The sequence below is a fragment of the Kitasatospora sp. Ki12 genome (genome assembly GCF_054601375.1).
This window is the reverse complement of record NZ_BAAIHT010000002.1, coordinates 2,858,651-2,882,610: the sequence shown is the minus strand read 5'-3', so window position 1 is coordinate 2,882,610 and position 23,960 is coordinate 2,858,651. Positions and strand designations below refer to the sequence as shown.

The window sequence follows — 23,960 nt, the reverse complement described above, 5'->3', positions numbered from 1 at the left end:
TTCCGGGCGCCGCTCCGAGCCCGGTTCAGGGCCCCGTTCCCAGCCGGCGGGTCACTCCGAGGCGCGCAGGTCCACCCGCCAGTTGTGGCTGCGCATGAACCGGCCGGGAGGGAACTCGAACTCGGTCTCGCCGAGCAGCGTGAACCCGGCCTTGGCGCACACCGCGTTGGAGGCGGGGTTGTCCACCGAGGGGAAGGCGTGCAGGTACCGGTGGGCGGCCTCGCGGCGGGCGGCCGCGACGGCGGCGCGGGTGGCGGTGACGGCGATGCCCCGGCCCTGGTGACCGGGCAGGACGTTCCACCCCATCTCGTGGACGGTCTCGCCCTCCCAGGTCCGGGTGCCGTAGCCGACCGTGCCGACGGCCTCGCCCGCGGCGGTCCCGCCGTACGCAGCCACGCCGTCCGAGGCCTCGCCGTCCGCGGCACCGTCGTCGGGCAGCAGCACGATCCGGTACATGCAGCCGAGGCCGGACGGGACGAAGTCCAGGTAGCGGCCGTGCCGGACGAGCAGCTGCTCCTCGGTCTCCGGTCCGCCGACGTGCTTCTTCATCTCCGGCGTGTTGACCCGGCGCAGCAGCGCCAGGTCGGCGTCCGTCCAGGGCTCGATCCGTACCCGTGCGGTGGTCATGCCGGGGAGGGTAGTGCTCGGCCCGGGGCGGTGACCAGTGGTTTTGTCCGCGGGGTGGGCCCTCGGTGTCAGTCCGTGCCGGTGTCAGTCGGTGCCGGTGCCGGTACCGCTGCCCGGCTGGGCGAGGGCACGGGCGAGCTGTTCCAGCGCGGGCAGGGCGTGGACGACCGCCTCGCGGTCGGCGGGGTCGAGGGTGCCGAGCGCGGTGGCGATGCGGCGTTCGTGGGCGTGCTGCCAGTCGTCCAGCTGGCGCCGGCCGGCCGGGGTGAGGGCGATCCGGGCGGTGCGGCGGTCGCCGGGGTCGGCCTGGCGGTCGACGAAGCCGGCGTCGAGCAGCTTGCCGACCAGTCCGCTGACGGTGTTGGGGGCGAGTCGCTGCCGGGCGGCGAGTTCGCCGACCCGCAGCGGTGCGGCGGCGAGGGTCTGGAGGAGTTCGACCTGCGCCATCGGCAGGGACTCCCACGGGTAGTCGGTGCGGATGCTGCTGCGCAGGGCGCGGCGCAGCCGGGTGACGGTGTCGGTCAGCTGCCGGGCGTGCTCGACCGCCGGGTCCGGGCCTTCGGTGGCGGAATCGGGAACGTGCGGTGACGACGGCATGGCGGACAGCGTATCTCCTGGTGCAGGGCGTTTCGGGGGCGCGGTCCGCTTAGCGGACGCGGGTGCGGACACGGGTGCGGACGCGATGTGGACGCGGGTGCGGACGCGATGTGGACGCGGTACGGACGCCCTGTGGGACGCTTCGTATCGCAGGGCGAGCTGCTCGTAGAAAGAACATATCTGTATCCGATATATTCGTGGCATGAACGCCACCGCCCTCGCCGCCCGGCTGCTCACCGAGCGGCCCCGCCCCCGCGGCATCGCCGGCTGGCGCCACGCCCACTGGCTGGCCGTCGGCACGGTCTGCCTCGGCGCGTTCCTCGGCCAGCTCGACGCCAGCGTCATCGCCCTGGTCTTCCCCGCGATCGGCCACCACTTCGACGCGGGCTTCGCCGCCGTCGAATGGGTCGCCCTGGCCTACCTGCTCGTCCTGGTCGCCCTGCTGGCCCCGATCGGCTGGCTGTCCGACCTGGCCGGCCGCAAGACGATGTACATCGGCGGCTTCGCCGTCTTCGGCCTCTCCTCGCTCGGCGCCGGATTCGCCGGCAGCCTCTGGATCCTGGTCGGCTGCCGTGCCGTCCAGGCCGTCGGCGCCGCGATGATGCAGGCCAACAGTGTCGCCCTGGTCGCACGCGGTGTGCCCGAACGCGCGATGCGGCGCGCGCTCGGCATCCAGGCCTCCGCTCAGGGCCTCGGGCTGGCGCTCGGGCCCAGCCTCGGCGGGCTGCTGGTCGAACACGCCTCGTGGCGCTGGGTGTTCTGGGTCAATGTGCCGATCGCGGTGTTCGGCATCCTGGCCGGCTGGTACCTGCTGCCGCGCACCCGGACGGGCGGCGGGGGCCTCGTTCCCAGCCCCCGGACGCGGCGACCGGCGGGTCCCTCGGCTGGTCCCTTGGCCGGTCCTGCGCGGGACGACGCCCGCTTCGACCTGCCCGGCATGCTGCTGCTCACCGGCGCGACCACAGCGCTGCTGCTCGCCCTCTCCACCGCCTCCGGCCTGCCGCTGCCCGGCTGGGCCGTCACCGTCCTGCTGCTCGCCGCCGCCGTGCTCACCGTGGCGCTGGTGCGCCAGGAGCGGCGGGCGGCGCGGCCGATCCTGGCGCCGGGGCTGGTCAACACCCCGGGTGTGCGGTCCGGCCTGGTGCTCGCGCTGATCGGGTACCTGCTGCTGTTCTGCCCGTTGGTGCTGGGCCCCGTCCTGCTGACCGGCGCGGGCGTGTCGACGGCCGGTGCCGGACTGCTCGTCACCCTGCTGCCCGCCGCGTTCGCCGTCGCCGCGACGGTCGGTGGCGGGCTGCTGCCCGCGGGCTGGTCGGACGTGGCCAGGTGCCGCCTCGGCGCGGCCGTCGCGGCGGGCGGGCTGCTGCTGTTCGCCCTGCTGCCGGCCTCGATCGCGTCGGCCGCTCCGCTGCTGGTCGCCGGGTACGGGCTGGGCCTGCTGCTGCCGGCCAACAACGCGCTGGTGATGCGGGCCGTCCCGGCGGAGTGCTCGGCGGTCGGCGGCGGCATGGTGAACATGGCGCGCAGCCTCGGTACGGCGCTCGGCATGGCGCTGTCCGTCCTCGGTGTCCACCTGGCGGGCGCGGCGTCCGGTGGGCGGACGGTGCTGTTCGCCCTCGCGGCGGTCGCGGCGGCGGCCGCGCTCCTCACCCGCCCGGCCCACCACCCGCTCCGCAGCCCGTTCCGCAGCCCGTGGACCGGGCACGCTCCAGGGGCGCCCGGGGATTCTCACTCGAAGTCGTCGGCCGCGGTGAGGCCTTCGAGGAACGACCGGAAGTCCGGGGCGAGCGGGAACTCCCGGCCGAGGTCCGCCTCGAACCAGGTGACGGACGGTTCCCCGTCCCGGCCGCCGTCCCGGTAGTCCAGCCCGAGCCAGCACGGTCCCTCGCCCGCGAACAGGACCACCGGCGCGGGCAGACCCCACTCCGCGACCAGGTACGGGCTGTCGAGCAGGGACAGCGCCCCTTCGCGGCGGCCGATGCCCAGCAGCCAGTCGAACGGCACGTGGTCGCCGCTCCACGAGGTCGGCCGGCTGGTGGGGAAGGCGTTCCGGTCGTCCGCGACCTCGCCGCCGTCGCGGTGGTGCAGCAGTTCCAGGAGGGCGGCGGGGAGGGTGACGCCGAGCAGGTGCTCGGCCTCGGCGACCGCCTCGGCGGTCAGCGCCGACCGCCCGTCGTCCTGCCGCGCGTCGTCGCCGGGTCCGGCGCTCCACAGGGAACGCCGGAGGTCCTCAGCGCCCGCCATGGTCAGCCTCCGCGCCGTGACCGGTCTTCGCGCCGTGACCGGCCTCCGTACCGTGACCGGCCTCCGTGCCGTGACCGGCGTCAGGTGCGGGGCGGGCGTTCAGGGTGTCCTGGGCGCGGTTCAGGCCGAGCCGCACCAGGGTCTCCAGGGCGTCCGCGCAACGGTCCAACTCGCCGGGCATCACGGCCAGTTCGTCGTCCGAGAACTTCTTCAGCACGAAGTCGCCGACGCTCTGCCCCTTCGGCGGACGCCCGATGCCGAACCGCAGCCGGACGAAGTCGCGGGTGCCGAGCACCTCGCCCACCGAGCGCACCCCGTTGTGGCCGCCGGGCCCGCCGCCGCGCTTGAGCCGGGCGGAACCGAACGCGAAGTCCAGGTCGTCCTGCACGACCACCAGCCGCTCCACCGGCACGCCGTGCCGGCGCAGCAGCGCGGCCACCGGGCGGCCGGACAGGTTGATGAACCACAGCGGCTTGGCGAGCAGCACCGGCCGGCCGTCGACCTCGATCTCCGCGACCAGGGTGGCGATCCCGCGCCGCCGGAACCGGGCGCCGTGCCGCTCGGCCAGCCGGTCGACGGCCAGGAAGCCCGCGTTGTGCCGGGTCTGCCGGAACCAGGGGCCGGGATTGCCCAGCCCGGCGATCAGCCAGCGGCGGTCCGGGGCGCCGGCGGGGTCGGCGGCACCGGTGGGGTCGGCGGCACCGGTGGGGTCGGGGGTCATGTGAGGGGTCTCCGGGAGGTGGTACGGCGGACGGCCGGGGCGCGGCGCGGACGGTACGGGACCGTCGGCCGTGCCCCGGCCGTCCGGGGAACGAGAACGCTGGGCCGGTTCGGGAGCCGGTTCGGGAGCCGGCTCAGGAGGCGGGCACGCCGGGGGCGGCGCCGCGTTCCTGGAGCATGTCGGTCATCAGCTGCAGCTCCGAGGTCTGGGCGATCACCATCGACTGCGCGAGCCGCTTCTCGGTGTCGTTCTTGGCCAGGTCCACGTAGCCCTGGGCCATCTCGACGCCGCCCTTGTGGTGCTCGATCATCAGCTGCAGGTAGAACACCTCGGCGTCCCGCCCGCTGAGCGAACGCAGCTTCGCGATCTGGGTGTTGGTGGCCATGCCGGGCATCAGCGAACCGTCGTGGGCCTGGTACTCGTGGCCCATCTTCATCCACGCCATCGGCTTGGCGTTCACGTGCTGCGTCAGCCCCCACTGGTCCAGCCAGCCCATCATCATCCCGCGCTGGTTGGCCTGGGTGTTGATGATGTCGAAGGCGAGGGTGCGGGTCGGCTCGTCACCGGTGCGGTCCCGGACAGCGAACGACAGGTCCACCGCCTGCTGGTGGTGGGTCGCCATGTCGCGGGCGAACCCGGCCTCGGGCGAGTCGTCCGCCGGGACGGAGAGCGAGCTGCCGGAGGCCGAGGTCCCGCTCGCCACCAGGGCCGGCACCCCGAGCGCCAGCGCCACGGTGGCCGCCAGCGCGGCCGGCCACCACATCCGCCGGTGGCGCGGCGCGGCGGCTCCGCCGTCCTCGGCGGTGACGGCTCCGGTGACGGCTTGGGCGGCCGTCCCGACAGCGGCCTCGGACGCGCCTCCCTCGGCAGCGGACCCCTTGGCAGCGGGCCCCTCGGGACGGCCCGGGTCGGCGGTCACATCTGCCCCATGGTGCAGGAGGCGCCCGGCTCCTGGGTCTGCTTGCCCTGGACGTACTTGGTGAAGAACTGGTTCACCCGGGGGTCGCTGGCGCTGTCCACGACGAGCTGGGTGCTCCAGGCGTTCAGGGTGATGGTGCCCTGCTCGTCCGGGTACGGGCTCATCAGCGAGTACGGGGTGGTCTTGACCTTGTCGGACAGGGTCTTGATGTCGTCCGGCGTGGCCTTGCCGTTGTAGGTCACCCAGACCGCGCCGTGCTCCAGCGAGTGGACGGCGCGCTCGTTCTCGACCGGCTGGTCGTAGACGTGGCCCATGCAGTCCAGCCAGATCGCGTTGTGGTCGCCGCCGACCGGCGGGGTCATCGGGTAGGTGACCTTCTCCTTGACGTGGTTGCGGGTCAGGTCGCCGAAGGTCTTCACGCCCGGGATGTCCGCGTTGGCGGCGGCTTCCTTGTCCTTCTTCTTCTGGTTCTGGTCCATGACGACCCAGGTGCCGGTGGCGATCGCGCCGATCACCAGCACACCGGCCGCCACCGAGGCGACGATCTTGTTGCGGCGGTCGCGGCGCTGCTCGGCGGCGCGCAGCTCGGCTATCCGGGCGCGGCGGTCGAGACCGGCCTGCTTGCCGCCGGACTTGTTGGACTGCTTGGAGGCGGAACCCATGGCGGTGTCCTTGTCTCCGCCGCGCACCGGTCGGTGGCGACGGTCAGCTGGAAGGTGAGGCGGGGCGGATCCGCCGGCGGCAGCGCCGGCGGTGGGTTCCGCTCAGGACCGGTGGACCTGGAGCTCGTGCAGGTCGGGCGCCGAGTGCGAACCGTCCAGCAGGCCGGCGGGCACCACCCGGGGCAGCGCATCGGGCGCGGCCGGGGCGACGGGTGGCACGACGGGCAGCGGCTGCGGCGGGGGATTCGGCAGCTGGGCGTCCTGCGGGCAGTACGGGTGGCTGGAGCAGCCGTTGTTGCGCGGGGGCTCGCCGTCGGCGGTGCAGAGGATCCAGTGCCCCTGGCTCTGGCCCTCGGCGATCCGGCGGTGGTCGGAGGCCTTCGCGGCCTTGCCGCCCGGGTCGCTCCGGTCGCCCGGGTTGCCAGGGGAGGCCCGGTCGCCTCGGTCACCTCGATCGCCGGGGGAAGCCTGGGCGGTCCCGGCGGAGCCGACGAGCTTCGCGGCCTTGGCGGGCCTGGTGGCCCGGCCTCCGTGGCCGGGGTGGGGCGCCTGTCCGGTCGCGACCTCGACGCTGACCACGCTGACGGCACTGACCGGGGCCGCGGCCGGCACCGGAGGGTTGGACCCGTCCAAGGCCTTCGCCTGGCCCGCGCAGGGCAGCATCGTCAGCAGGGCGACGAGCAGAAGGACCAACAGTGCACCCACCGGGCGGCCCGCCGGTGCGGCCCACCCCGGTCGGGGCGAGCTGGGGGCCGACGCGGTCATGCGGACATTTAATCAGCCGAACGTGTGAAGCGATGCCCCCCATCGGCCCTCATTTTCGGGGGCCGACACGCCCGGATCTCCAGGAAACACCCTGCTCCGGGCACATCCGGCAAGCCTGGACGGAACGGAAGCGGACCAGGAGCCGACCGGAGGCGAACCGGAAGCCGACCGGGCGGTGACGCCCACGCCGCCGCCCCCGCGGCGCGGACGACGAACCGGCTGGTCGGCGCGGTGGCCGGGATGTTCCGATGGGTGACCGGTTGTCGCCGAAACCCGGACAGGGTCGTTGCACTTGGAGAACAATGACGTCGAGCCCGGCCCGCCGGGGGCGGCGCGCGACCCACGGACCGAGCAGGAGCCGCCAGATGAGCAAGCAGGGTGCACCCGCACAGCCGCCCCGGCCCGACGACGGCTGGTGGGACACCGTCTACGACGGCCCGGCGGGCACCCTCCCCGACACCCCGCACGCCGACCCGGGGGACGGCAGCGTCGACGACTGGTTCGACACGGCGGCGGGACTCATCGGGCAGCAGCGATCGGCGGAGCCGGATCCGGAGCTGCTGGTGGAGCCGGAGCCGCTGGTGGAGCCGGAGCCCGCGCTCGCACAGGACAACCGGGACAGCATCGACGACTGGTTCGACACCGCGGTCGGCGTGATCAGCGGGTCGGAGGGGATCGGCCGCCAGCGGACATCGTCCACGGAGACCCACCAGTTCCGGGCGCCCTCCTTCGCCGACGACGCACCGGAGGCGGCGGTGGAGCCGGAGGCGGCGCCTGCGCCGGAGCCGGAGGCTGAGCCCGTCTCGCTGGAGAAGGCCGCCCCGTCCGCCGACTCCGACTCCGACTCCGAGCCCGAGCCGGTTGCCGAGGTCGAGCCCCAGCCGGTCGTCGCCGAGACCCCCTCAGCTCCCGAGGTCGTCTCCGCCCCTGAGGCCCCTGAGGCCCCTGAGGTCCCTGAGGTCCCCGTGACCCCTGAGGTCCCCGCGGTGGACGAGGCCCCCGTCCCCGACCCGGTCCCCGTGCCCGAACCCGAACCCGACCACGCGGCGGTGCCCGAGCCCGACCCGGAACCGGCGCCCGCCATCGTCCCCGACCCCCGGCTGGCCGTCCGCGCACCGCTCGCCGACGGCGGGGCCGCCGTCCCGCACGTCGGCGAGCGCCCCCCGACGTACGGGCCCGAGCCGACGGCCGTACCGGAGGCCGACCCGGGCGCGCTCCGCTCGCTCGTCCCGGACACCGTGCTGGAGGGCGCGCAGTACGGGCCGTCCGTCCTGCGCGCCGTTTCCGTCCGGGGCGACTCCGCCCGCTACCGGGGCGAGCCGCGCCGGGACTCCCTACTGGTCACCCGGTTCGGCGAAGGACCTGACGGACTGCTGCTCGCCGTCCTCGGCGGCTTCGACCGGGCGGACGGCGCCGAGGTCGACACGGTCACGGCCGAGGCCGTCGCCACCGCCTCTGGTGAGGCCTGCCGCCAGCTCGCCGCCGCGATCGGACGCAGCCGGGCCGGCCTGGCCGCCGACCTGCGCGACGGCGCCCGGGACCGGCTCCGCTACGGGCTCCAGCGACTGGCCACCAGCGCCGTCGCCCCGCTACGCGCGCTCGCGCCCCGGACGGAGGGGGACGACACGCCCTCCCCGGCCTCGCTGCACTGCCTGATGGTGTCGCTCGACCCGGAGGCCGGCTACCGAGCGGCCTTCGGCGTCGGCCCGGGCGGCCTCTACCTGCTGCGCTCCGGCCACTGGATCGACGCGTACGCGGCCCGCCTGCTGCACCACCCGGACGGCCAGCCGCCGGTGCCCGAGGCTCCCGTCCCGGACCCGCGCCCGTTCCGCTTCCGGCTCGTCCCCGCGACCCCGGGCGACATCCTGCTGCTCTGCACCCCCGGCCTGGCCCGCCCGATCGCCGACGAACCCGCCGTCGCCCACTTCCTCTCCACCCACTGGGCCCACCCCCACCCCCCTGGCACCGTCGACTTCCTGCGCCAGGTCCAAGTCCGCGCCAAGGGGTACGCCGACGACCGCACCGCCGCCGCCATCTGGACCGACTGACCACAGCACCCCCGCGCCAGAAGTCGCCCCACCCGACTTCTGGCGTACCCACCTGCTTATCCCAGTGAAATCTGTAGACCGGTCGTCATATTCGAGGCGAAGCCCTGCGCCGGCAAGCCGCACCAAAAGTCGGCCCAGCCGACTTTTCGTGCGCGCGGTCTCCTGGCGCCCATCAATCAGTAGACCGGTCTGCATATTTCTCGGGCTCCTCCCGCGCGCCGGGTCGACGAGCCGTACAGGAAGTCGGGCTGGTCGACTTCTGGTGCGGGCAGCTGGGCAGGGGTCGGGAAACGGAATCACTAGACCGGTCTGCAGATTCACCGGGGGTGGGGCGGCGGTGGGTGGCACAGGAAGTCGGCGGGGCCGACTTTTGGCGCGCGGGGCGAGGGGCTCCGTGGGCAAATCTGTAGACCGGTCGTCATATTTCCCCCGCGCCGGCGAGCCGCATCGCAGGAAGTCGGTTCCGCCGACTTTTCGCGCGTACGGGGCCGCTGGGGCGAGCCTGATCTGTAGGCCGGTCTGCATATTTCTCGGGCTCCTCGCGCACGCCGGGTCGACGAGCCGTACAGGAAGTCGGGCTGGTCGACTTCTGGTGCAGGCAGCTGGGCAGGGCCGGGCAGCAGAATCACTAGACCGGTCTGCATATTCCCCCCGCGCCGCACAGGGTCGGCTTCAGGGTCGGCTTCAGGTGCGGAGGAGGATGCCCGTCACCGTGGTGGCTTGGGTGAGGGCGGTAGGGGGGTGGGCGCCGGGGAGGCCGATGGCGATGGGGACGGCGAGGCCGTCGAGGAGGGCGCGGATCTGGAGGGCGCGGTCGGCGGCGGGGCCCGGGGTGAAATGGCCGGTGGCGGTGCCCTCCTCGATGAGGGAGACCAGGTCGGTCTGCCAGGGGGCCTCGATCTCCTGCTGTCCCTGGCGGATCTCGGCGCTCGCGGGGGAGCGGCCCCACACCTCGACCCAGAGGATCCAGCGCGGGTCCCCCGCTCCCTCGGGCAGGTAGAGGCGCAGGTAGGCGTCGAGGCGTTGCCAGGGGTCGAGGGCGTGGTCGGTGAGGGCGTCGCGGCGGCGGGCGCCGAGCTGGTCCTCGCTCCAGCGGAGGGTCTCCAGCAGCAGCTGGTCCTTGCTGCCGAAGTAGTAGAGCAGGTGTCCGGCGCTCATCTGGAGCTGTTTGCCGAGTCCGGCCATGGTGAGTTTGGCGAGCCCGTGTTCGGCGATCGCGGCCCGGGCGGTGGCGAAGACCTCCTCGCGGGGGCGCGCCGGCCTGCGCGGGCGGGGGTCCGCCATGTGGGTTGCTCTCCCTCGGTGGAACGGAGGTTCGAAGGCTACCGGAGTGGAGCGGGGCCCCACTCCGGTGGCGACGGGTCTCGCGGCGGGTGTCAGAGCGCCTTGGGCTGCTGCTGGGTGATGCAGTGGATGCCGCCCCCGTTGGCGAAGATCTCGCGGGCGTCGACGAGTTCGACGGTGCGGCCCGGGTAGGCGCGGCCGAGGACGGCGGCGGCTTCCTGGTCGCGCGGGTCGGCGAAGGCGCACAGGATCACGGCGCCGTTGGCCACGTAGTGGTTGATGTAGGAGTAGTCGACCGGCTCGCCGTCCTCGTCCAGCAGGACGGTGGGGGCGGGCAGTTCGATGACCTCCAGGGCTCGGCCCCGGGCGTCGGTGGAGGCGCGCAGGACGGCGACGAGTTCCTGGCAGACCTGGTGGTCGGGGTGGGCCGGGTCGGGCTGGACGTGGGCGACGACGACGCCCGGGCGCACGAAGGAGGCGACGATGTCGATGTGTCCGCGGGTGCCGAACTCGTCGTAGTCGCGGGTGAGTCCGCGCGGCAGCCAGATGGCCTTGGTGGTGCCGAGGAAGGCGTGCAGCTCGGCCTCGACCTCCTCCTTGGTCCAGTCCGCGTTGCGGCCCTCGCCGAGCTGGACGGTCTCGGTGACGAGCACCGTGCCCTCGCCGTCGACGTGGATGCCGCCGCCCTCGTTGATCAGCCGGGAGGCGAAGCGCTGGACGCCCGTCAGTTCGCCGATGTGCTCGGCGACGTGCTGGTCCTTGTCCCAGCGGGCCCAGGACTGCGCGCCCCAGCCGTTGAAGATCCAGTCGGCGGCGGCCACCGAGCCCTTGCCGTCGATCAGGAAGGACGGGCCGATGTCGCGCATCCACGCGTCGTTGAGCGGGCGCTCGACGATCTCGACCTGCTCGGAGACGTACTTGCGGGCCTCCGCCGTCTCACCGGTGTTGACGATCAGCGTCACCGGCTCGTACCGGACGATGGTGTCGGCGACGGCGGCCCAGGCCTCGCGGCCGGCGTGCAGTGCCTCGGGGGTGTCGAAGGTGGGGTTGGCGGTCGGGAAGGCCATCCAGGTGCGGTCGTGCGGGTGCCATTCGGCGGGCATCCGGTAGCCGAGGGAGGCGGGCGTGGGGGTGGTCATCGTGGAGTCCTCAACAGTGGGGGGATCAAGTGGGGGATCAGAGGAAGTAGAGGCGGCTGAGCGAGACGCTGTCGGCCGGTTCGGAGCGCAGCGGTGCGCCGTCCAGCGAGACCAGTCCGGTCTCGGTGACCTCGACGTGGCCGACGCGGGCGTTGCGCACCATGTCGCGCGGCCCGATGCCGCGGGTGCCCCGGACGCCGACGCGGCGGCGGCGGGTGGGCAGCCCGTCGGCGGGCCGGTCGAGGTAGGCGCCGTCGGCGGCGGCCTGGGCGACGAAGGCCACCGAGATGTCGGCGGCGGTCGCTCCGTGGGCGCCGAACTGCGGTCCCAGGACGAGGGGTTCGCAGCGGTCGGTGGAGGCGTTGGGGTCGCCGACCACGCCGTACGCGGGGAAGCCGGACTTGAGGACGAGTTGCGGCTTGGCCCCGAAGTGGTCCGGGCGCCAGAGCACGATGTCGGCGAGCTTGCCGATCTCGATCGAGCCGACCTCGTGCGAGAGGCCGTGCGCGATGGCCGGGTTGACGGTGAGCTTGGCGATGTAGCGGAGCACGCGCTCGTTGTCGTCGCCGCTCTCGGTCGTCCCGTACGAGCCGCTGCCGTCGAGCGGGCCGAGTTCGGCCTTCATCTTGCCGGCCATGGCGAAGGTGCGGCGGACGGTCTCGCCGGCCCGGCCCATGCCCTGGGCGTCGGAGGAGGTGATGCCGATGACGCCGAGGTCGTGCAGCACGTCCTCGGCGCCCATGGTGCCGGCCCGGATGCGGTCGCGGGCCATGGCGGCGTCGCCGGGCAGGTCGACCTTGAGGTCGTGCGCGGAGACGATCATGCCGAAGTGCTCGCCGAGGGCGTCGCGGCCGAACGGCAGGGTGGGGTTGGTGGAGGAGCCGATGACGTTCGGCACGCCTGCCATCTTGAGCACGTTGGGGACGTGGCCGCCGCCGCAGCCCTCGATGTGGAAGGCGTGGATGGTCCGGCCCTCCAGCACCCTCAGGGTGTCCTCGACCGACAGGCACTCGTTCAACCCGTCGGTGTGCAGGGCGACTTGGACGTCGTACTCCTCGGCGACCCGCAGGGCGGTGTCCAGCGCGCGGGTGTGCGCGCCCATGTCCTCGTGCACCTTGAAGCCGGAGGCGCCGCCCTCGGCCAGCGCCTCGACCAGCGGGGCCGGGTCGGAGGACGAACCGCGGCCCAGGAAGCCGATGTTGACCGGCCAGGCGTCGAAGGCGTTGAACGCGTGGCGCAGCGCCCAGGGCGAGTTGACGCCGACGCCCCAGACCGGGCCGAACTCCTGGCCGATGATCGTGGTGACGCCGGAGGCCAGCGAGGCCTCCATGATCCGTGGCGAGAGCAGGTGGACGTGGGTGTCGATGGCGCCGGCGGTGGCGATCAGGCCCTCGCCGGAGACGATGGTCGTGCCGGTGCCGACGACCACGTCCACGCCGTCCAGGGTGTCCGGGTTGCCGGCCCGGCCGATCGAGGCGATCCGGCCGCCGATCAGGCCGATCGAGGTCTTGCGGATGCCCTGGACCGCGTCGATGACCAGGACGTTGCTGATCACCACGTCGCAGGTGTCGCGGACGGCGGCGGGCTTGAGGTGGAGGCCGTCGCGGGCGGTCTTGCCGAAGCCGGCCAGGAACTCGTCGCCGGGCGCCTGGGAGTCGGACTCGACGCGGACGATCAGGCCGCTGTCGCCGAGCCGGACCCGGTCCCCGGCGCGCGGGCCGTGCACGGAGATGTAGTCGTGGGGGGTGATCGACGTCATGACGGCACCTCCGCGTCGTCGAAGCCGGTCAGGTAGCCGGTCGCGCGGGCCTTGGCCAGGGCGGCATCCTTCGCGCCGGGCGCGTCCAGGGGGCCGTCCACGAGCCCCGCGAACCCGATCGCGACCCGTGCGCCGCCGATCGGCACCAGGCCGACCTCGACGGTGGCGCCGGGGTCGAAGCGCACCGAGGAGCCGGCCGGGACGGCGAGGTGGGTGCCGTACGCGGCGGCGCGGTCGAAGGCCAGGCGCGGGTTGGCCTCGAAGAAGTGGAAGTGCGAGGTGACCGAGATCGGCACCTCGGAGGTGTTGTGGACGGGGATGAGCAGCGTCTCCTCGACCGGGTCGTAGCCGGCGCCGTCGCCGATCAGCGCACCGCCGGGGGCCTCGTCGCCGAGCGAGCCGGCGCCCTTGAACGGGTCGTTGACGACGGCGAGGCGGGTGCCGTCGTCGAAGACGGCCTCGACCTGGACGACGGTGACCACGTCCGGCACGCCGGGCAGCACGTCGTCGGCGGTCAGCACGGAGCGGCCGGCCTCGATGGCCTCGGCCAGGCGCCGGCCGTCGCGGGCGGCCTCGCAGACGGTGTCCGCGATCAGGGCGGTGGCCTCGGGGATGTTGAGGCGTACGCCCCGGGCTCGGCGGGCGCGGGCCAGCTCGGCTGCCGTGAAGATCAGCAGCCGGTCCCGCTCGGTGGGGGTCAGTCGCACGGTACCTCGCTCGCGGTCGCCGGGGGGAGGGGGTCGGCTCGGGTCTCGGGGTCTCGGGGGCTCGGGGCTTCCGGGGCTTCCGGGGTGATGTTAGAACGTCGTTCAAACATCTCGGGTCATTGAACCCGCGCCGGGCCGCCCTGTCCAGCGTTGCCGGTCCGCGCGGGTTCGGCGCCCTGGGCGGGGGATGGGGGTGAGGAGCCCCGGCCCCCGATCCGCCCCGACCCCGCCCGCCCCCGGCCCGCCCCGGCCCCGGCGCGCGGCGGGAGCGGAGCAGGGGGCGCGTGGTCGGGCGCACGGCTCGTACGGGCGCCGGGTGTGCGCGGGATCGGGTGGCGGCGGGTTCGAAAACGGCCTCTGCGCTTCGCAAACCTGTCCGGCGCGGGCGGTTGGATCACGCGAACCTCCCCGTGCCCCTTTCACCCCACGTGATCGGACGCACACTGTTGCAAACGCCGTCAACTGGGCATGAGGATGGTGGTCAGATCGAGGGGGCCACCCGGCCGGCGGGGGATTCCGGAGGCGGGGGCCCGGATTTTCAGGGCGGGGGCATGTGGTGATGGACGGTCAGTCGCGATTCCCGCGGCAGCGGACGAGTTCGGGCGACGCCTACCGGTCCGGTCCGGTCCAGGGCCCGGTCGGCGGCGGTAAGGCCGGGAAGGCCGGGGGCACCGGAGCGACCGGTACGACCGGGACGGCCCTGCCGGGCGCGCCGGCCCCCGGCTGCGCGCTGCACCGGCGGCTGCACCTGACGCTCGACCCGGCCGACCTGGTTGCGGTCGGGTCGGTGCGGCGGCGGCTGCGTTCGGCGCTGAGCCACTGGGGGGTGCCGGAGCTGTCCGACACCGCCGAGCTGCTCTCCTCCGAGCTGGTCACCAACGCGCTGCTGCACACCGGCAAGGGCGCGGTCTTCGACGCGGTGCTCGGCTCGGACCACCGGCTGCGCATCGAGGTGCAGGACGGCACGAGCCGGCTGCCCGGGCGCCGGCGCGATCCGGAGGCCGAGTACGCGACCTCGGGGCGGGGCCTGCTGCTGGTGGAGGCGCTCGCGGACTCCTGGGGCGTCCAGTTGAGAGGCGACGGAAAGGTCACCTGGTTCGAACTCGCGTTGCCCTGAGTCCGGTCGTATGGTCGTACGATTGTTCGCAGCCGATTGATTCGCTGTCGAAGGAAGCCCTGAACAGAAGGCGGAACGGAAGATTTCCGGCCCGTTGGCATTGCCGCTCGGCGGAACTTTGGCCAGGATGGTGGGAATGTGTGTCCACGTGCGGGAAGCAGCGGGGAGACCGAACCTCGACTGACCACCGTCCGTCGGCACCGTCCTATCCAGCACGACCCATCTCACCGCCACGCGGCCCGGCCGGACGGTCGGCGCGGTCCGCCACGGCAGCGGCAGGAGCAGCATGCCCACTGAGCCCGAGTCGCCGGGGCCGGCGCTTCCTCCCGGCGCGTCCGCCGTAGAACCGCGAGCCGTGGAACGGCGTGCCGTGGAGACCGGAACCGTGGAACCGCGCATCGCCGAGCAGCCCACCGCCGGCCCACCCGCCGCCGAGAAGCCTGCCGCCGGCCGGGCCACCGCCGGTCAGCCCATCGCCGGTCAGGCCACCGCCGGACGGACCACCGCCGGGACGGGCCGGGCCCGGCCGCCCGCGCAGGCGACCCGCAGGACCCCCGCGGCGCGCCCGTCCCCCAGCCTCGCCGCCGCCCGGCTGGCGCCGGTGCTGTCCGGCGGACTGCCGCCCTCCTCCGCCGACACCATGCCGGACTGGCTGGAGCCGGCGATGGCCGCCAACGGCATCGGCTCCTTCGACTGGGACATCCGCCGCGACGTCCTGGAGGGCGACCAGCGGGCCTGCGCGATCATCGGTCTGGACGCCGCCGAGCAGGCCCGCTTCGACCGCACCGCCGCCTCCTTCCTGGCCCTGCTGCACCCCGAGGACGCGCCCGTGGTGCGCCGCCGGGTCGAGCGCGCGGTGGCCGAGCTCGGCCAGTGCGGCGCCTACTACCGCACCGTCGGGCCGACCGGGGCCATGCGCGCGGTGCGCTTCCGCGGCCGGGTGCTGGCCGACGCCTTCGGCCGGGCCTCCCGGATGGTCGGCTTCGTCTGGGACGCCACCGTCGAGCTGCACAAGCGCGTCCACGCCGACCGGATGGCCCTGCTGCGCGAGGAGCGCTCCCGGTTCATCAAGGAGGCGGCCCGCGCCCTGTCCGAGGCCGTCACCGTCCGGGACGTGGCCCGGGTGTTCACCGAGCTGCCGCTGCCCGGGCTGCCGCCGGACGGCCTGGTGCTGGCCTCCTTCGAGGCCGGACGGGCCCGGATCCTCGGCGCCTCCGGCTACCGCGCCGAGGCGCTGGCGGTCTGGGACCGCACCGTACTGCCCGCCGGCCACCCGGCCGCCGAGGCGCTGCGGCACCGCGCGCCGGTGTTCGTCTCGACCCGCGAGGACTTCCGCGACGGCTACCCCGAGGTGTGGGAGCCGACCAGCCGCACCGGCCGCGGCTCCTGGGCGTACCTGCCACTGGTGGCCAGCGGCCGGGCGATCGGCGTCTGCGTGGTCAGCTTCGACGACGAGCGCGAACTGGACGCGGACGAGCGCACCCTGCTGACCACCCTGGGCGGGCTGGTCGCCCAGTCGCTGGCGCGGGCCCGGCTGCACGACGCCGAGCACGAGCTGGCGGCCGGCCTGCAGCGGGTGATGCTGCCGCGCACCGTCCCCTCGGTGCCGGGTGTGACCACCGCCGTGCGCTACCTCGCGGCCGGTTCCGGCCTGCAGATCGGCGGCGACTGGTACGACGTGGTGCCGCTGCCCGGCGGGCACGTCGGCCTGGTGATCGGCGACGTCCAGGGCCACGACGTGCACGCCGCCGGCATCATGGGCCAGCTGCGGATCGCGCTGCGCGCCTACGCCGCCGAGGGCCACCCGCCGGCCGCCGTGATGGCCCGCGCCTCCCGCTTCCTCGCCGACCTGGACACCGACCACTTCGCGACCTGCACCTACGCCGAGGTCAACGTGGACTACGGCGTGGTCTACGCCGTCCGGGCCGGCCACCTCGACCCGGTGGTGCGCCGCGCGGACGGCACCGCCGCCGTGGTGCCGGTGGCCGGCGGGCTGCCGCTGGGCATCGACCCGGACCAGGAGTACCGGGTCACCCGGTTCAGCCTGGACCCGGGCGAGACCGTGCTGCTCTGCACCGACGGCCTGGTCGAGGCGCGCGGCATGGACCTGGACGAGGGCATCGCCCGGCTCACCCGGGCGCTCGCCCGCCCGCTGCCGTCCGCCGCGGAGGCGGCCCGCGACCCGCTGGAGGAGCTGGCCGACCGGATCGCCTCCCAGGCCGCCGACTCCAACGAGCGCGAGGACGACATAGCGCTGCTGCTCCTGCGCTGGGACGGCCCGGCGGGCGGTCTCGCCGCCCAGCAGCTGCGCCGCCGGATCGGCCAGGCCGACCTGGCACGGGTGGCCGAGGTGCGGGCCGAGCTGCGCGACGCGCTGCGCCGCTGGGGCGTCGCGGAGTTCATCGACACCGCCGAGCTGCTCTCCTCGGAGCTGGTCACCAACGCCATCCGGCACACCGACCGGGACGCCATGTTCACCGCCCGGCTCTACCGGGAGCCGGAGCAGGACGGTGGCCGGGCCCGGCTCCGGGTCGAGGTGGAGGACGAGTCGGACCTGTGGCCGACCCGCCGGACCCCGGGGGAGCAGGCCTCCTCGGGGCGCGGGCTGATGCTGGTGGAGGCCTTGGCGGACTCCTGGGGCGTGGAGCCGCGCGGGTCCGGCAAGCGGATGTGGTTCGAGCTCAGCGGGGCGGCCGCAGCCTGAACCCCGGACGGCGCCGCCCGCCCTTCCACGGGCGGTGGCGGCGCCCCCCGGCGGAGCGTCAGGACCGGGCGTCGGGCCCGAATCTGAGGCCCGAACCCGAGGCCCGAACCTCAGGATCGAACGTCAGCCCCGGGTATCAGGACCGGGCATCAGCCGAACTGCTGCTCCAGGTCCTTCAGTTTGCGCTCCAGCGAGTCCAGCCGGGGCAGCGTGACGGTGTCCTCCTCCAGCGTGAGGTCGATGGTGCGCCGCTCCGGGCGGGCCGGCAGACCGGGCTGGACGACCGTGCCTTCGGCGGGTTCGACCTCGCGCGGCGCGGGGGCCGGCTCCACCTCGGGGCGCTCGGCCGCGGCGGGCCGCTCGACCCCGCGCCGTTCGGTCACGGCCGACCGCTCGACCCCGAGCCGTTCGGTGACGGCGGGCCGTTCGGCCCCGGGCCCGCCGGCTATGGCGGGCTCCGAGCCGGACTCCAGCTGCCGCGCGGCGGTGCCGCGGCGCCAGGTGCTGTGGGAGCGGTTGATCGCCCGGATCTCGGCCCGTTCGCGCCGCCCGGCCAGCCTGCGGCGCTCCTTGTCCAGGGCGCGCTCCCGCTTGTCCTCGCGGACCTCGTCCACCGCCTCGTCCAGGCTGCGCACGCCCTCCAGGAGCATCAGCGACCAGGCCGCGTAGGTCTCGCGCGGGGCGCGCAGCCAGCGGACGATGCGGATCTGCGGCAGCGGGCGGGGGACCAGCCCCTGCTCGCGCAGCGCGGCCCGGCGGGTCTGCTTCAGCGCCCGGTCGAACAGGACCGCCGCCGAGAGGGACATGCCGGAGAAGAACTGGGGGGCGCCGGCGTGGCCGAAGCCGCGCGGGGCGTGCACCCAGTTGAACCAGGCCGAGGCGCCGGCGAAGACCCAGACCAGCAGGCGGGAGCCGAAGGCGGCGTCGCCGTGGCTGGCCTCGCGGACGGCGAGCACCGAGCAGAACATCGCGGCGCCGTCGAGCCCGAACGGGACGAGGTACTCCCACCCGTCGGACAGCCCCAGGTTCTGGACGCCGAAGCCGACCAGTCCGTGGAAGGAGAGGGCGGCGGCGACGGCGGCGCAGCAGAACAGCAGCGTGTAGGAGGCGGCGCCGTACAGGGATTCCTTGCGTCGGCGCCGTTCCTCGGAGCGCTCCCAGGAATCGCCGCCGGCGGTGCCTGCGGATCCCCGGCTGCGGAGCAGGGCCACCAGGAGTGCGCTGACCAGCAGCCCCGCGACTCCGGTGACGGCCCACCCGAGCGGTATGTCGGACAATTTCATCGCCGGAACCAGCCTCGCTTTCCTGCGTCGCTTTCCTGTGCCGTGATGGCGGGGACCATCATGACGGATGCTCGGCGGGCGAATGGCGGATTCGCTGTCAATGCGCTGGGGAGAGGGATTTCTGACTCAGCGACAAAAAGATTGTCTGATGAATCTGAAGCGGATTCTTCCTGAAATTCCGGGCTTTCCGGATCTGGTGTCGGACAGGTTTTCGTCAACCTCGCGTGACGCGCGGGCAGCCGCCGCACATCTCTCCGGGTTCCACGGTGTAGACGAGGCAGCAACTGGCCCGGGCCCGGTCCGTGTCCGAAGCGTCGGGGGTCGCCCCCGGGGCGGCCGAAGCGTCGTCGCGGCCGGGCGCCGGGGGTGCGAAGCCGGCGCCCGGGGTGAAGGGGGCCGGGGCGGGAGCGGGGTGCCCGTCCGCGCCGGGCGCGTGCGCGGACCCGGCGCGCCCGCCGGACTCCCCGGGCGCCAGCAGCGCGGACAGCTCGGCGCGCGCCCGTTCCGGCTCCCCGAGCAGCCCGCCCGCGTACCAGAGCCCCTCCACCACCGCGTCCGTGGCCATCGCCCACAGCACCCGGGGCCCGCGCCGCGTCTCCGGGCGGAAGGCGGCCAGCACCGGGGTCAGGAACTCGCCCAGGGCGCACCGGAGTTCGGCGGCCAGCGCGGACTCGTCCGGCACCGTACGGGCCTGCGGCGAGCCGCCGGCCTGATCACCCCGGCCTCCCGCCTGATCACCCCGGCTGCCGTCCGGGCCTCCCCGGCCCCCGGCCTGATCGCCCCCGCCCGGACCACCCCGGCCGGCCGCCGGGTCGTCCGGCAGGCAGACGAACCCCGTCGGGCGGACGGTCAGCTCCACCGCCTCGGGCCGTCGGCGCAGCGAGACGTCCCCGGGTGAGAGCAGCGGCACGCGCCGCTCCAGGAACCAGGGCAGCGTGAACAGCAGGGAGACTGGCCAGACGAAGCGGTGCAGCCCGAAGCCGGCCGCGACGTCCGGGCGCAGTGGCTGCCCGTAGCGGGCGAGGCCCCGCCGGGCGTCGTGGGCGATCAGCTCGCGCACCGCCTCGGGGCGGGTGGTGAGGTCGGCGGCGGGCAGCCAGCCGTTGCCCCGCCGGGGCGCGGCGCAGCGTACGGCGAGTACGGGGGTGAGCCCGGTCAGCCGGTGGTACGAGGCAGCGCCCGGGGCGGTGCGGGCCGGTCCGGTGGTGGGGGCGTGCGCCCCGGTGCTGCGGGGGGCGCACGGCGCGGGGCCGGGCCTGGTGCTGCTCGCGGTCATGGGCGGGCCCCACATCGGGTCGACCGGGGCCGCCGATGGGACCGCCCGGCGCCGCCCGGCGGTGGTGGCCCCCGGGCGTGGCCGGACCGGGGCATGGCGGTGCCCGGGGATCGGCAAGGCGACCCGGCCGGGGCACTGCTCATCCCCGGACAGGTTAGGCTCACCTTAGCTGATTGTTCCCCCGGTCTCGCTGGCGATGCGTCCGTCCGGGGGAGGCCCCGGCGCGCGGACGGCACCACGGGGCGTGCCGGGCGCGCCCAGCTGGCGCGCGAGCCAGACCGGCACCCCGCCCAGGGCCTGCACCAGCCGGGTCGCCTCGGCGCGCAGCCGCGCGGCCTCGGCCGGCTCGGACACCTCGGCGAGCGCCGCGAGCGCCGGAGCCACCCCCACCGTGAAGCCGAGTTGCTCCCGCAGCCGCAACGAGGCGTCGAAGCCCTCCCGGGCGTGCCCGTGGTCCCCCCGGGCGAGCGCCAGTGCGGCCAGGTGGCGCCAGGTGTACGAGCGCAGCAGTTCGTCGCCGCGCTCGCCGGCCCCCTCGTGCGCCCGCCGGTAGGCGATCCAGGCGGCGCCGCGGTCGCGCAGCAGGTTCTCCGCGACCAGTCCGCGCCGGAAGTCCAGCAGCGGCCGGCCCGGTGCGTCCGGCGGCAGCAGCGCCGAGGTGCGGCCGAGCGCGGCCTGGGCCTCGTCCAGCCGGTCCCGCGGGCCGAGCACGCTCGCCACGTACGCGAGGAAGCCGCGGGCGCAGGCGGCGCCCGCGCGCTGTTCGGTGCCGGCCGCCAGTGCCTCCGCCAGGCGCAGCGCCTGCTCCGCCTGGGGCCAGTTGGCGGCGGTGAACAGGCACTGCTCGATGAGGAGTTCGGCCCGCCCGAGGGCCGCCGCCGGGTCCTGCTCGGCAGCCGGGCGCAACAGTTCGGCGGCCTCCTGCCAGCACCCCCGCGACCTCAGTCGCCACACGGTGTCACCCGGCTCCTCCGCTGCCGCCCGCCCCCGCCCGTCCGGGCCGCTCGGGTCCCATCCGTGCTCCGACAACGCCACCTCCTTGTGTGCGCCATCCAGCATGGGCACGGACCTGCCCCTGGGATCCTGCCGCCACGACCCGTGCGCATGGCGACGGCAGGGCGAAAGGCCCGCGCTGTGGCGGCAATTCAACACGGGGGTGAGCTTGTGCACCAGATCACGAGCGGAGGTTGTTGCTTTCGGCGGAGAAATGATCTAGTGGGGCGTCCCGGCGGTCAGGAGGTCCAGCCGGTCTCCATCAGGGCCTCGGCGGCGCCGTTCGCGGGCTGCGGCACGCCGGCCAGGTCCAGGCTGAACAGGGCGACCAGCAGCTGTTCACCGCGCACGGTGGCCTGGTGCGAATAACCCGCGAGGGTGAACATCGCGGCGGCCATCTCCTCGGCGTGCAGGGTCTGCAGCCACAGGCACTCGACCGACTTCACGTCGGCGGGCTCGGTCCAGGTGTCGACCTGGGCGACCATCCGGCTGCCCAGCAGGGTGACCCCGTCGCGTTCCTGCGCCTCGGTCAGCTCCAGGTCGTCGAAGCCGAGCCACTCCAGGTAGCGGGCGGCGGTGAACACCGCGTCCTGCGAGGTGCGCACCGGGTGCGGGCGGAAGGGCGCGCGGTGGCGGAACGGGCGGGCGCGGCCGGTGGAGCCGCCGGGCACCGCGGGCGGGGCCGGCACCGGCGCGCCCATCGGGTGGGCCGGGTGGGGGCGGGCGGCCTGCGGGCCGGGGGCGGCGAGCGGACCGGCGGTGCCGCTGCCCAGGCGGGTGGTGCGGTCCACCGGCAGCCGGACGGTGGCACCGCAGTTGCAGGTGAACTCGGGCTGCGGCCACTGGTCGGAGCGGCCGCAGTGCGGGCAGCGCATGCTCAGCCAGGAGTCTTCCCAGGAGCGGAAGCGCACCTGCACCGGCACGCCGCCGCGCAGCAGCGGCACCTTGAGCGAGGCCCCGCACGGGCAGGGCAGCGACGGCGGCTCGTACAGGTGCTCGCGGCGGCAGGCGGGGCAGCGGATCGCCCGGGCGGCGGCACCGCCCGCCCCCGGCCGCGTGGGGTCGTGTCCGGTGAAGTCGTCGGGCAGTCCGGCCATCGCGGGCTCCGTCCGTCGGTGTCGGGTGGGTGGGACGATTCCCATGCTCCCCGAAATGTCCGGCGCTGGGCGCGGAATGGGGCAATCCTCAGGGACGGATCAGGGGCCCCCGACCGTCCGGGACGAGGCGGCCTCCCTCCTGAGGGGGACGGTCAGCCGGCGGACCAGCGGGCCAGGTCGGCGGGGGTGTCCAGGTCGTCCGGGACGGCGACGTCGGCGCACTCGACCAGGACGATGTCCGCCGCGTGCGCCGCCAGCAGGGCGCGGGCTCCGGCGTCGCCGGAGGCACCCGCGGCGGCCTCGGCGAAGTGCCGCGCGCCGATCAGCACCGGATGGCCCCGCCGCCCGTGGTACGCCGCCGCGGCCAGGTCGGCGCCCGCCCGGTGCGCGGCCAGCAGCCGGGCCACCGCGGCCGGGGTGACGCCCGGGGTGTCCACCAGCATGACGAGCACCGCGGGGGCCCGCGGCGGCAGCGCGGCCAGGCCCGCCCGCAGTGAGGAGCCCATGCCGTCCGCCCAGTCCGGGTTGGCCACCAGGCGGCAGCCCGGCAGGTGCGCCGTCGCCCGGACCTGCTCGCCCGCCGCGCCCAGCACCACCGTGACGTCCGGGCAGCCGCCGGCCCGGACCACCGCCACCGCGTGCTCCACCAGCGGCCGGCCCCCGTACCGGATCAGCGCCTTGGGCCGGCCGCCGAGGCGCCGCCCGCCCCCGGCGGCGAGCACGAGGGCGGCGACCGGGGCGTCCCCGGGGGGTGTCGGCGTGGTCTGCATGGGCCCAGCCTGCCCCGGCCGGCCGGGGGCGCGCATTGTGGGAATCCACAAGGCGAAGCCGCAGGTCGCGGCCGCTCCCCGGCGGTTCGGCCGCTGGTCTGGCGGGCTCCCGCCGCCTGTACTGGGGCGATGAACACCGCACCGCGCCCGCTGGTGGACCGTTTCGGCCGGGTCCACACCGATCTGCGGGTCTCGCTGACCGACCGCTGCAACCTGCGCTGCACGTACTGCATGCCGGCGGAGGGCCTGGACTGGCTCGCCCGGGCCGAGGTGCTGGACGACGACGAGGTGGTGCGGCTGGTACGGATCGCGGTCGAGCGCCTCGGGGTGGCCTCGGTGCGGCTGACCGGCGGGGAGCCGCTGCTGCGGCGGGGACTGCCGGGGCTGGTCGGACGGCTGGCCGCGCTCGGGGTCGAGCTGTCGTTGACGACCAACGGGATCGGACTGGCGCGGACGGCGGGGGCGCTGCGGGAGGCCGGCCTGGGGCGGGTGAACGTCAGCCTGGACACGCTGCGCCCGGAGCGGTTCGCCGCGATCACCCGGCGGGACCGGCTGGCGGACGTGCTGGCCGGGCTGGCGGCGGCGCGGGCGGCGGGGCTCGGCCCGGTGAAGGTGAACGCGGTGCCGGTGCGGGGGGTGAACGAGGACGAGATCGTGGACCTGGCGGAGTTCGCCGTGGAGCACGGCTACCTGATGCGGTTCATCGAGTCCATGCCGCTGGACGCGCAGGGGAGTTGGGACCGCGCGGCGATGGTGACCGCGGAGGAGGTGCTGGCCGCGCTGGGGGAGCGGTTCGACCTGGTGCCGGTCGGTCGGCGCGGCGCCGCGCCCGCCGAGGAGTGGCGGATCGCCGGCACGGAGGCGGTGGTCGGGGTGATCGCCTCGGTGACCCGGCCGTTCTGCGGGGGGTGCGACCGGGTGCGGCTGACGGCGGACGGGCAGCTGCGCAACTGCCTGTTCGCCACCGAGGAGTCGGACCTGCGGGCGCTGCTCCGGGGCGGGGCGGACGACGCGGCGATCGAGGAGGCCTGGCGGACCTCGGTGGCGGGCAAGGGCCCGGGGCACGCGATCGGCAGCGCGGACTTCGTCCGGCCCGACCGCCCGATGTCCGCCATCGGCGGCTGAGCGGGACTCAGCGTGTGACTCATCGGCGGCTGACCTGGGCCGATGTGAGCTTCGACATGCTTTCCGGGCCCCACGTGGCGTCACCTTGATTCTCCCCGGGGCGGCTGATCTGCTGGTTCGCCG

At 74.7% G+C, this 23,960-nt stretch carries 20 protein-coding genes and 1 pseudogene; 5 read left to right on the top strand and 16 right to left on the bottom strand.

Features of this window, described 5'->3' with window-relative positions; all coding sequences use genetic code 11:
* Positions 1–51 precede the first annotated feature (51 nt).
* The gene (locus tag ACYP53_RS30420; protein WP_459649731.1) at positions 52–627 is read right to left on the bottom strand and encodes a GNAT family N-acetyltransferase; all 576 of its coding nucleotides are present in this window, start codon (positions 625–627) and stop codon (positions 52–54) included.
* An 84-nt stretch (positions 628–711) separates the two neighbouring features.
* On the bottom strand, positions 712–1,224 hold the full coding sequence (locus ACYP53_RS30415) for a MarR family winged helix-turn-helix transcriptional regulator (RefSeq protein WP_189914816.1): 513 nt from the start codon (positions 1,222–1,224) through the stop codon (positions 712–714).
* A 202-nt stretch (positions 1,225–1,426) separates the two neighbouring features.
* Here ACYP53_RS30415 and ACYP53_RS30410 point away from each other — a divergent pair, with 202 nt between their 5' ends.
* Entirely contained in the window at positions 1,427–3,085 is a 1,659-nt protein-coding gene (locus tag ACYP53_RS30410; RefSeq protein ID WP_459649730.1) for an MFS transporter, read from the top strand.
* Here ACYP53_RS30410 and ACYP53_RS30405 read toward each other — a convergent pair.
* The 5 genes and pseudogenes from ACYP53_RS30405 to ACYP53_RS30385 form a co-directional block, all read right to left on the bottom strand.
* Positions 3,043–3,468 (bottom strand): annotated as a pseudogene (locus ACYP53_RS30405) (SMI1/KNR4 family protein); the annotation flags it as partial. The gene ACYP53_RS30410 and the pseudogene ACYP53_RS30405 sit on opposite strands and share 43 nt — an antisense overlap.
* Entirely contained in the window at positions 3,455–4,189 is a 735-nt protein-coding gene (gene pth, locus ACYP53_RS30400) for an aminoacyl-tRNA hydrolase (protein WP_459649729.1), read from the bottom strand. The pseudogene ACYP53_RS30405 and the gene pth, both read right to left, overlap by 14 nt.
* Positions 4,190–4,322: 133 nt before the next feature.
* Complete coding sequence (locus tag ACYP53_RS30395) at positions 4,323–4,952, bottom strand: DUF305 domain-containing protein (protein WP_189915355.1); 630 nt, start codon at positions 4,950–4,952, stop codon at positions 4,323–4,325.
* Positions 4,953–5,104: 152 nt separating this feature from the next.
* Positions 5,105–5,770 (bottom strand): DUF3105 domain-containing protein, encoded by a 666-nt coding sequence (locus ACYP53_RS30390; RefSeq protein ID WP_189914809.1) that lies wholly within the window; start codon positions 5,768–5,770, stop codon positions 5,105–5,107.
* 102 nt (positions 5,771–5,872) lie between these two features.
* Entirely contained in the window at positions 5,873–6,463 is a 591-nt protein-coding gene (locus tag ACYP53_RS30385) for a hypothetical protein (RefSeq protein ID WP_459649728.1), read from the bottom strand.
* A gap of 437 nt (positions 6,464–6,900) precedes the next feature.
* On the opposite strand from ACYP53_RS30385, the gene ACYP53_RS30380 reads away from it, so the two are divergent.
* The gene (locus ACYP53_RS30380; protein WP_459649727.1) at positions 6,901–8,583 is read left to right on the top strand and encodes a PP2C family serine/threonine-protein phosphatase; all 1,683 of its coding nucleotides are present in this window, start codon (positions 6,901–6,903) and stop codon (positions 8,581–8,583) included.
* Positions 8,584–9,267: 684 nt separating this feature from the next.
* On the opposite strand, the gene ACYP53_RS30375 is transcribed toward ACYP53_RS30380, so the two are convergent.
* From ACYP53_RS30375 to ACYP53_RS30360, 4 genes are all read right to left on the bottom strand, one after another.
* Positions 9,268–9,867, bottom strand: a complete 600-nt coding sequence (locus tag ACYP53_RS30375) for a TetR/AcrR family transcriptional regulator (RefSeq protein ID WP_189914803.1) — start codon at positions 9,865–9,867, stop codon at positions 9,268–9,270.
* Positions 9,868–9,959: 92 nt separating this feature from the next.
* Positions 9,960–11,006 (bottom strand): agmatine deiminase family protein, encoded by a 1,047-nt coding sequence (locus ACYP53_RS30370; protein ID WP_459649726.1) that lies wholly within the window; start codon positions 11,004–11,006, stop codon positions 9,960–9,962.
* A gap of 37 nt (positions 11,007–11,043) precedes the next feature.
* A complete protein-coding gene (locus ACYP53_RS30365) occupies positions 11,044–12,765 on the bottom strand; it encodes an urease subunit alpha (RefSeq protein WP_459649725.1) in 1,722 nt (573 codons plus the stop codon).
* Positions 12,762–13,472, bottom strand: coding sequence for an urease subunit gamma (locus ACYP53_RS30360; RefSeq protein ID WP_459649724.1), 711 nt, complete (start codon positions 13,470–13,472; stop codon positions 12,762–12,764). The genes ACYP53_RS30365 and ACYP53_RS30360 overlap by 4 nt, the downstream gene beginning before the upstream one ends.
* A gap of 559 nt (positions 13,473–14,031) precedes the next feature.
* Here ACYP53_RS30360 and ACYP53_RS30355 point away from each other — a divergent pair.
* Together ACYP53_RS30355 and ACYP53_RS30350 are read left to right on the top strand one after the other, a co-directional pair.
* Positions 14,032–14,589 (top strand): ATP-binding protein, encoded by a 558-nt coding sequence (locus ACYP53_RS30355; RefSeq protein WP_459649723.1) that lies wholly within the window; start codon positions 14,032–14,034, stop codon positions 14,587–14,589.
* Between the two features lie 385 nt (positions 14,590–14,974).
* Entirely contained in the window at positions 14,975–17,293 is a 2,319-nt protein-coding gene (locus ACYP53_RS30350; protein ID WP_459649722.1) for an ATP-binding SpoIIE family protein phosphatase, read from the top strand.
* Positions 17,294–17,442: 149 nt separating this feature from the next.
* On the opposite strand, the gene ACYP53_RS30345 is transcribed toward ACYP53_RS30350, so the two are convergent.
* The 5 genes from ACYP53_RS30345 to ACYP53_RS30325 all read right to left on the bottom strand — a co-directional run bounded on the left by ACYP53_RS30345 (position 17,443) and on the right by ACYP53_RS30325 (position 22,712).
* Positions 17,443–18,576 carry a DUF2637 domain-containing protein gene (locus tag ACYP53_RS30345; protein ID WP_189914793.1) on the bottom strand — a complete coding sequence of 378 codons (1,134 nt, stop codon included), beginning with the start codon at positions 18,574–18,576 and terminating at the stop codon, positions 17,443–17,445.
* A 214-nt stretch (positions 18,577–18,790) separates the two neighbouring features.
* Positions 18,791–19,852 carry a (2Fe-2S)-binding protein gene (locus tag ACYP53_RS30340; RefSeq protein WP_459649721.1) on the bottom strand — a complete coding sequence of 354 codons (1,062 nt, stop codon included), beginning with the start codon at positions 19,850–19,852 and terminating at the stop codon, positions 18,791–18,793.
* A gap of 165 nt (positions 19,853–20,017) precedes the next feature.
* Positions 20,018–20,911: a hypothetical protein gene (locus ACYP53_RS30335; protein ID WP_459649720.1), complete on the bottom strand. Its 894-nt coding sequence runs from the start codon at positions 20,909–20,911 to the stop codon at positions 20,018–20,020.
* Between the two features lie 173 nt (positions 20,912–21,084).
* Positions 21,085–21,942, bottom strand: a complete 858-nt coding sequence (locus ACYP53_RS30330) for a hypothetical protein (RefSeq protein ID WP_229928450.1) — start codon at positions 21,940–21,942, stop codon at positions 21,085–21,087.
* Between the two features lie 152 nt (positions 21,943–22,094).
* Positions 22,095–22,712, bottom strand: coding sequence for a nucleotidyltransferase family protein (locus ACYP53_RS30325; RefSeq protein ID WP_459649719.1), 618 nt, complete (start codon positions 22,710–22,712; stop codon positions 22,095–22,097).
* A gap of 129 nt (positions 22,713–22,841) precedes the next feature.
* On the opposite strand from ACYP53_RS30325, the gene moaA reads away from it, so the two are divergent.
* On the top strand, positions 22,842–23,837 hold the full coding sequence (gene moaA, locus ACYP53_RS30320; RefSeq protein ID WP_189914787.1) for a GTP 3',8-cyclase MoaA: 996 nt from the start codon (positions 22,842–22,844) through the stop codon (positions 23,835–23,837).
* Positions 23,838–23,960 lie beyond the last annotated feature (123 nt).

Excerpts from the sequence above, each read along its gene's own strand:
- ACYP53_RS30420 (WP_459649731.1), bottom strand. The coding sequence starts at position 627 with ATGACCACCGCACGGGTACGGATCGAGCCCTGGACGGACGCCGACCTG.
- ACYP53_RS30415 (WP_189914816.1), bottom strand. The coding sequence starts at position 1,224 with ATGCCGTCGTCACCGCACGTTCCCGATTCCGCCACCGAAGGCCCGGAC.
- ACYP53_RS30410 (WP_459649730.1), top strand. The coding sequence starts at position 1,427 with ATGAACGCCACCGCCCTCGCCGCCCGGCTGCTCACCGAGCGGCCCCGC.
- pth (WP_459649729.1), bottom strand. The coding sequence starts at position 4,189 with ATGACCCCCGACCCCACCGGTGCCGCCGACCCCACCGGTGCCGCCGAC.
- ACYP53_RS30395 (WP_189915355.1), bottom strand. The coding sequence starts at position 4,952 with ATGTGGTGGCCGGCCGCGCTGGCGGCCACCGTGGCGCTGGCGCTCGGG.
- ACYP53_RS30390 (WP_189914809.1), bottom strand. The coding sequence starts at position 5,770 with ATGGGTTCCGCCTCCAAGCAGTCCAACAAGTCCGGCGGCAAGCAGGCC.
- ACYP53_RS30380 (WP_459649727.1), top strand. The coding sequence starts at position 6,901 with ATGAGCAAGCAGGGTGCACCCGCACAGCCGCCCCGGCCCGACGACGGC.
- ACYP53_RS30375 (WP_189914803.1), bottom strand. The coding sequence starts at position 9,867 with ATGGCGGACCCCCGCCCGCGCAGGCCGGCGCGCCCCCGCGAGGAGGTC.
- ACYP53_RS30370 (WP_459649726.1), bottom strand. The coding sequence starts at position 11,006 with ATGACCACCCCCACGCCCGCCTCCCTCGGCTACCGGATGCCCGCCGAA.
- ACYP53_RS30365 (WP_459649725.1), bottom strand. The coding sequence starts at position 12,765 with ATGACGTCGATCACCCCCCACGACTACATCTCCGTGCACGGCCCGCGC.
- ACYP53_RS30355 (WP_459649723.1), top strand. The coding sequence starts at position 14,032 with ATGGACGGTCAGTCGCGATTCCCGCGGCAGCGGACGAGTTCGGGCGAC.
- ACYP53_RS30345 (WP_189914793.1), bottom strand. The coding sequence starts at position 18,576 with ATGAAATTGTCCGACATACCGCTCGGGTGGGCCGTCACCGGAGTCGCG.
- ACYP53_RS30340 (WP_459649721.1), bottom strand. The coding sequence starts at position 19,852 with ATGACCGCGAGCAGCACCAGGCCCGGCCCCGCGCCGTGCGCCCCCCGC.
- ACYP53_RS30335 (WP_459649720.1), bottom strand. The coding sequence starts at position 20,911 with ATGCTGGATGGCGCACACAAGGAGGTGGCGTTGTCGGAGCACGGATGG.
- ACYP53_RS30330 (WP_229928450.1), bottom strand. The coding sequence starts at position 21,942 with ATGGCCGGACTGCCCGACGACTTCACCGGACACGACCCCACGCGGCCG.
- ACYP53_RS30325 (WP_459649719.1), bottom strand. The coding sequence starts at position 22,712 with ATGCAGACCACGCCGACACCCCCCGGGGACGCCCCGGTCGCCGCCCTC.
- moaA (WP_189914787.1), top strand. The coding sequence starts at position 22,842 with ATGAACACCGCACCGCGCCCGCTGGTGGACCGTTTCGGCCGGGTCCAC.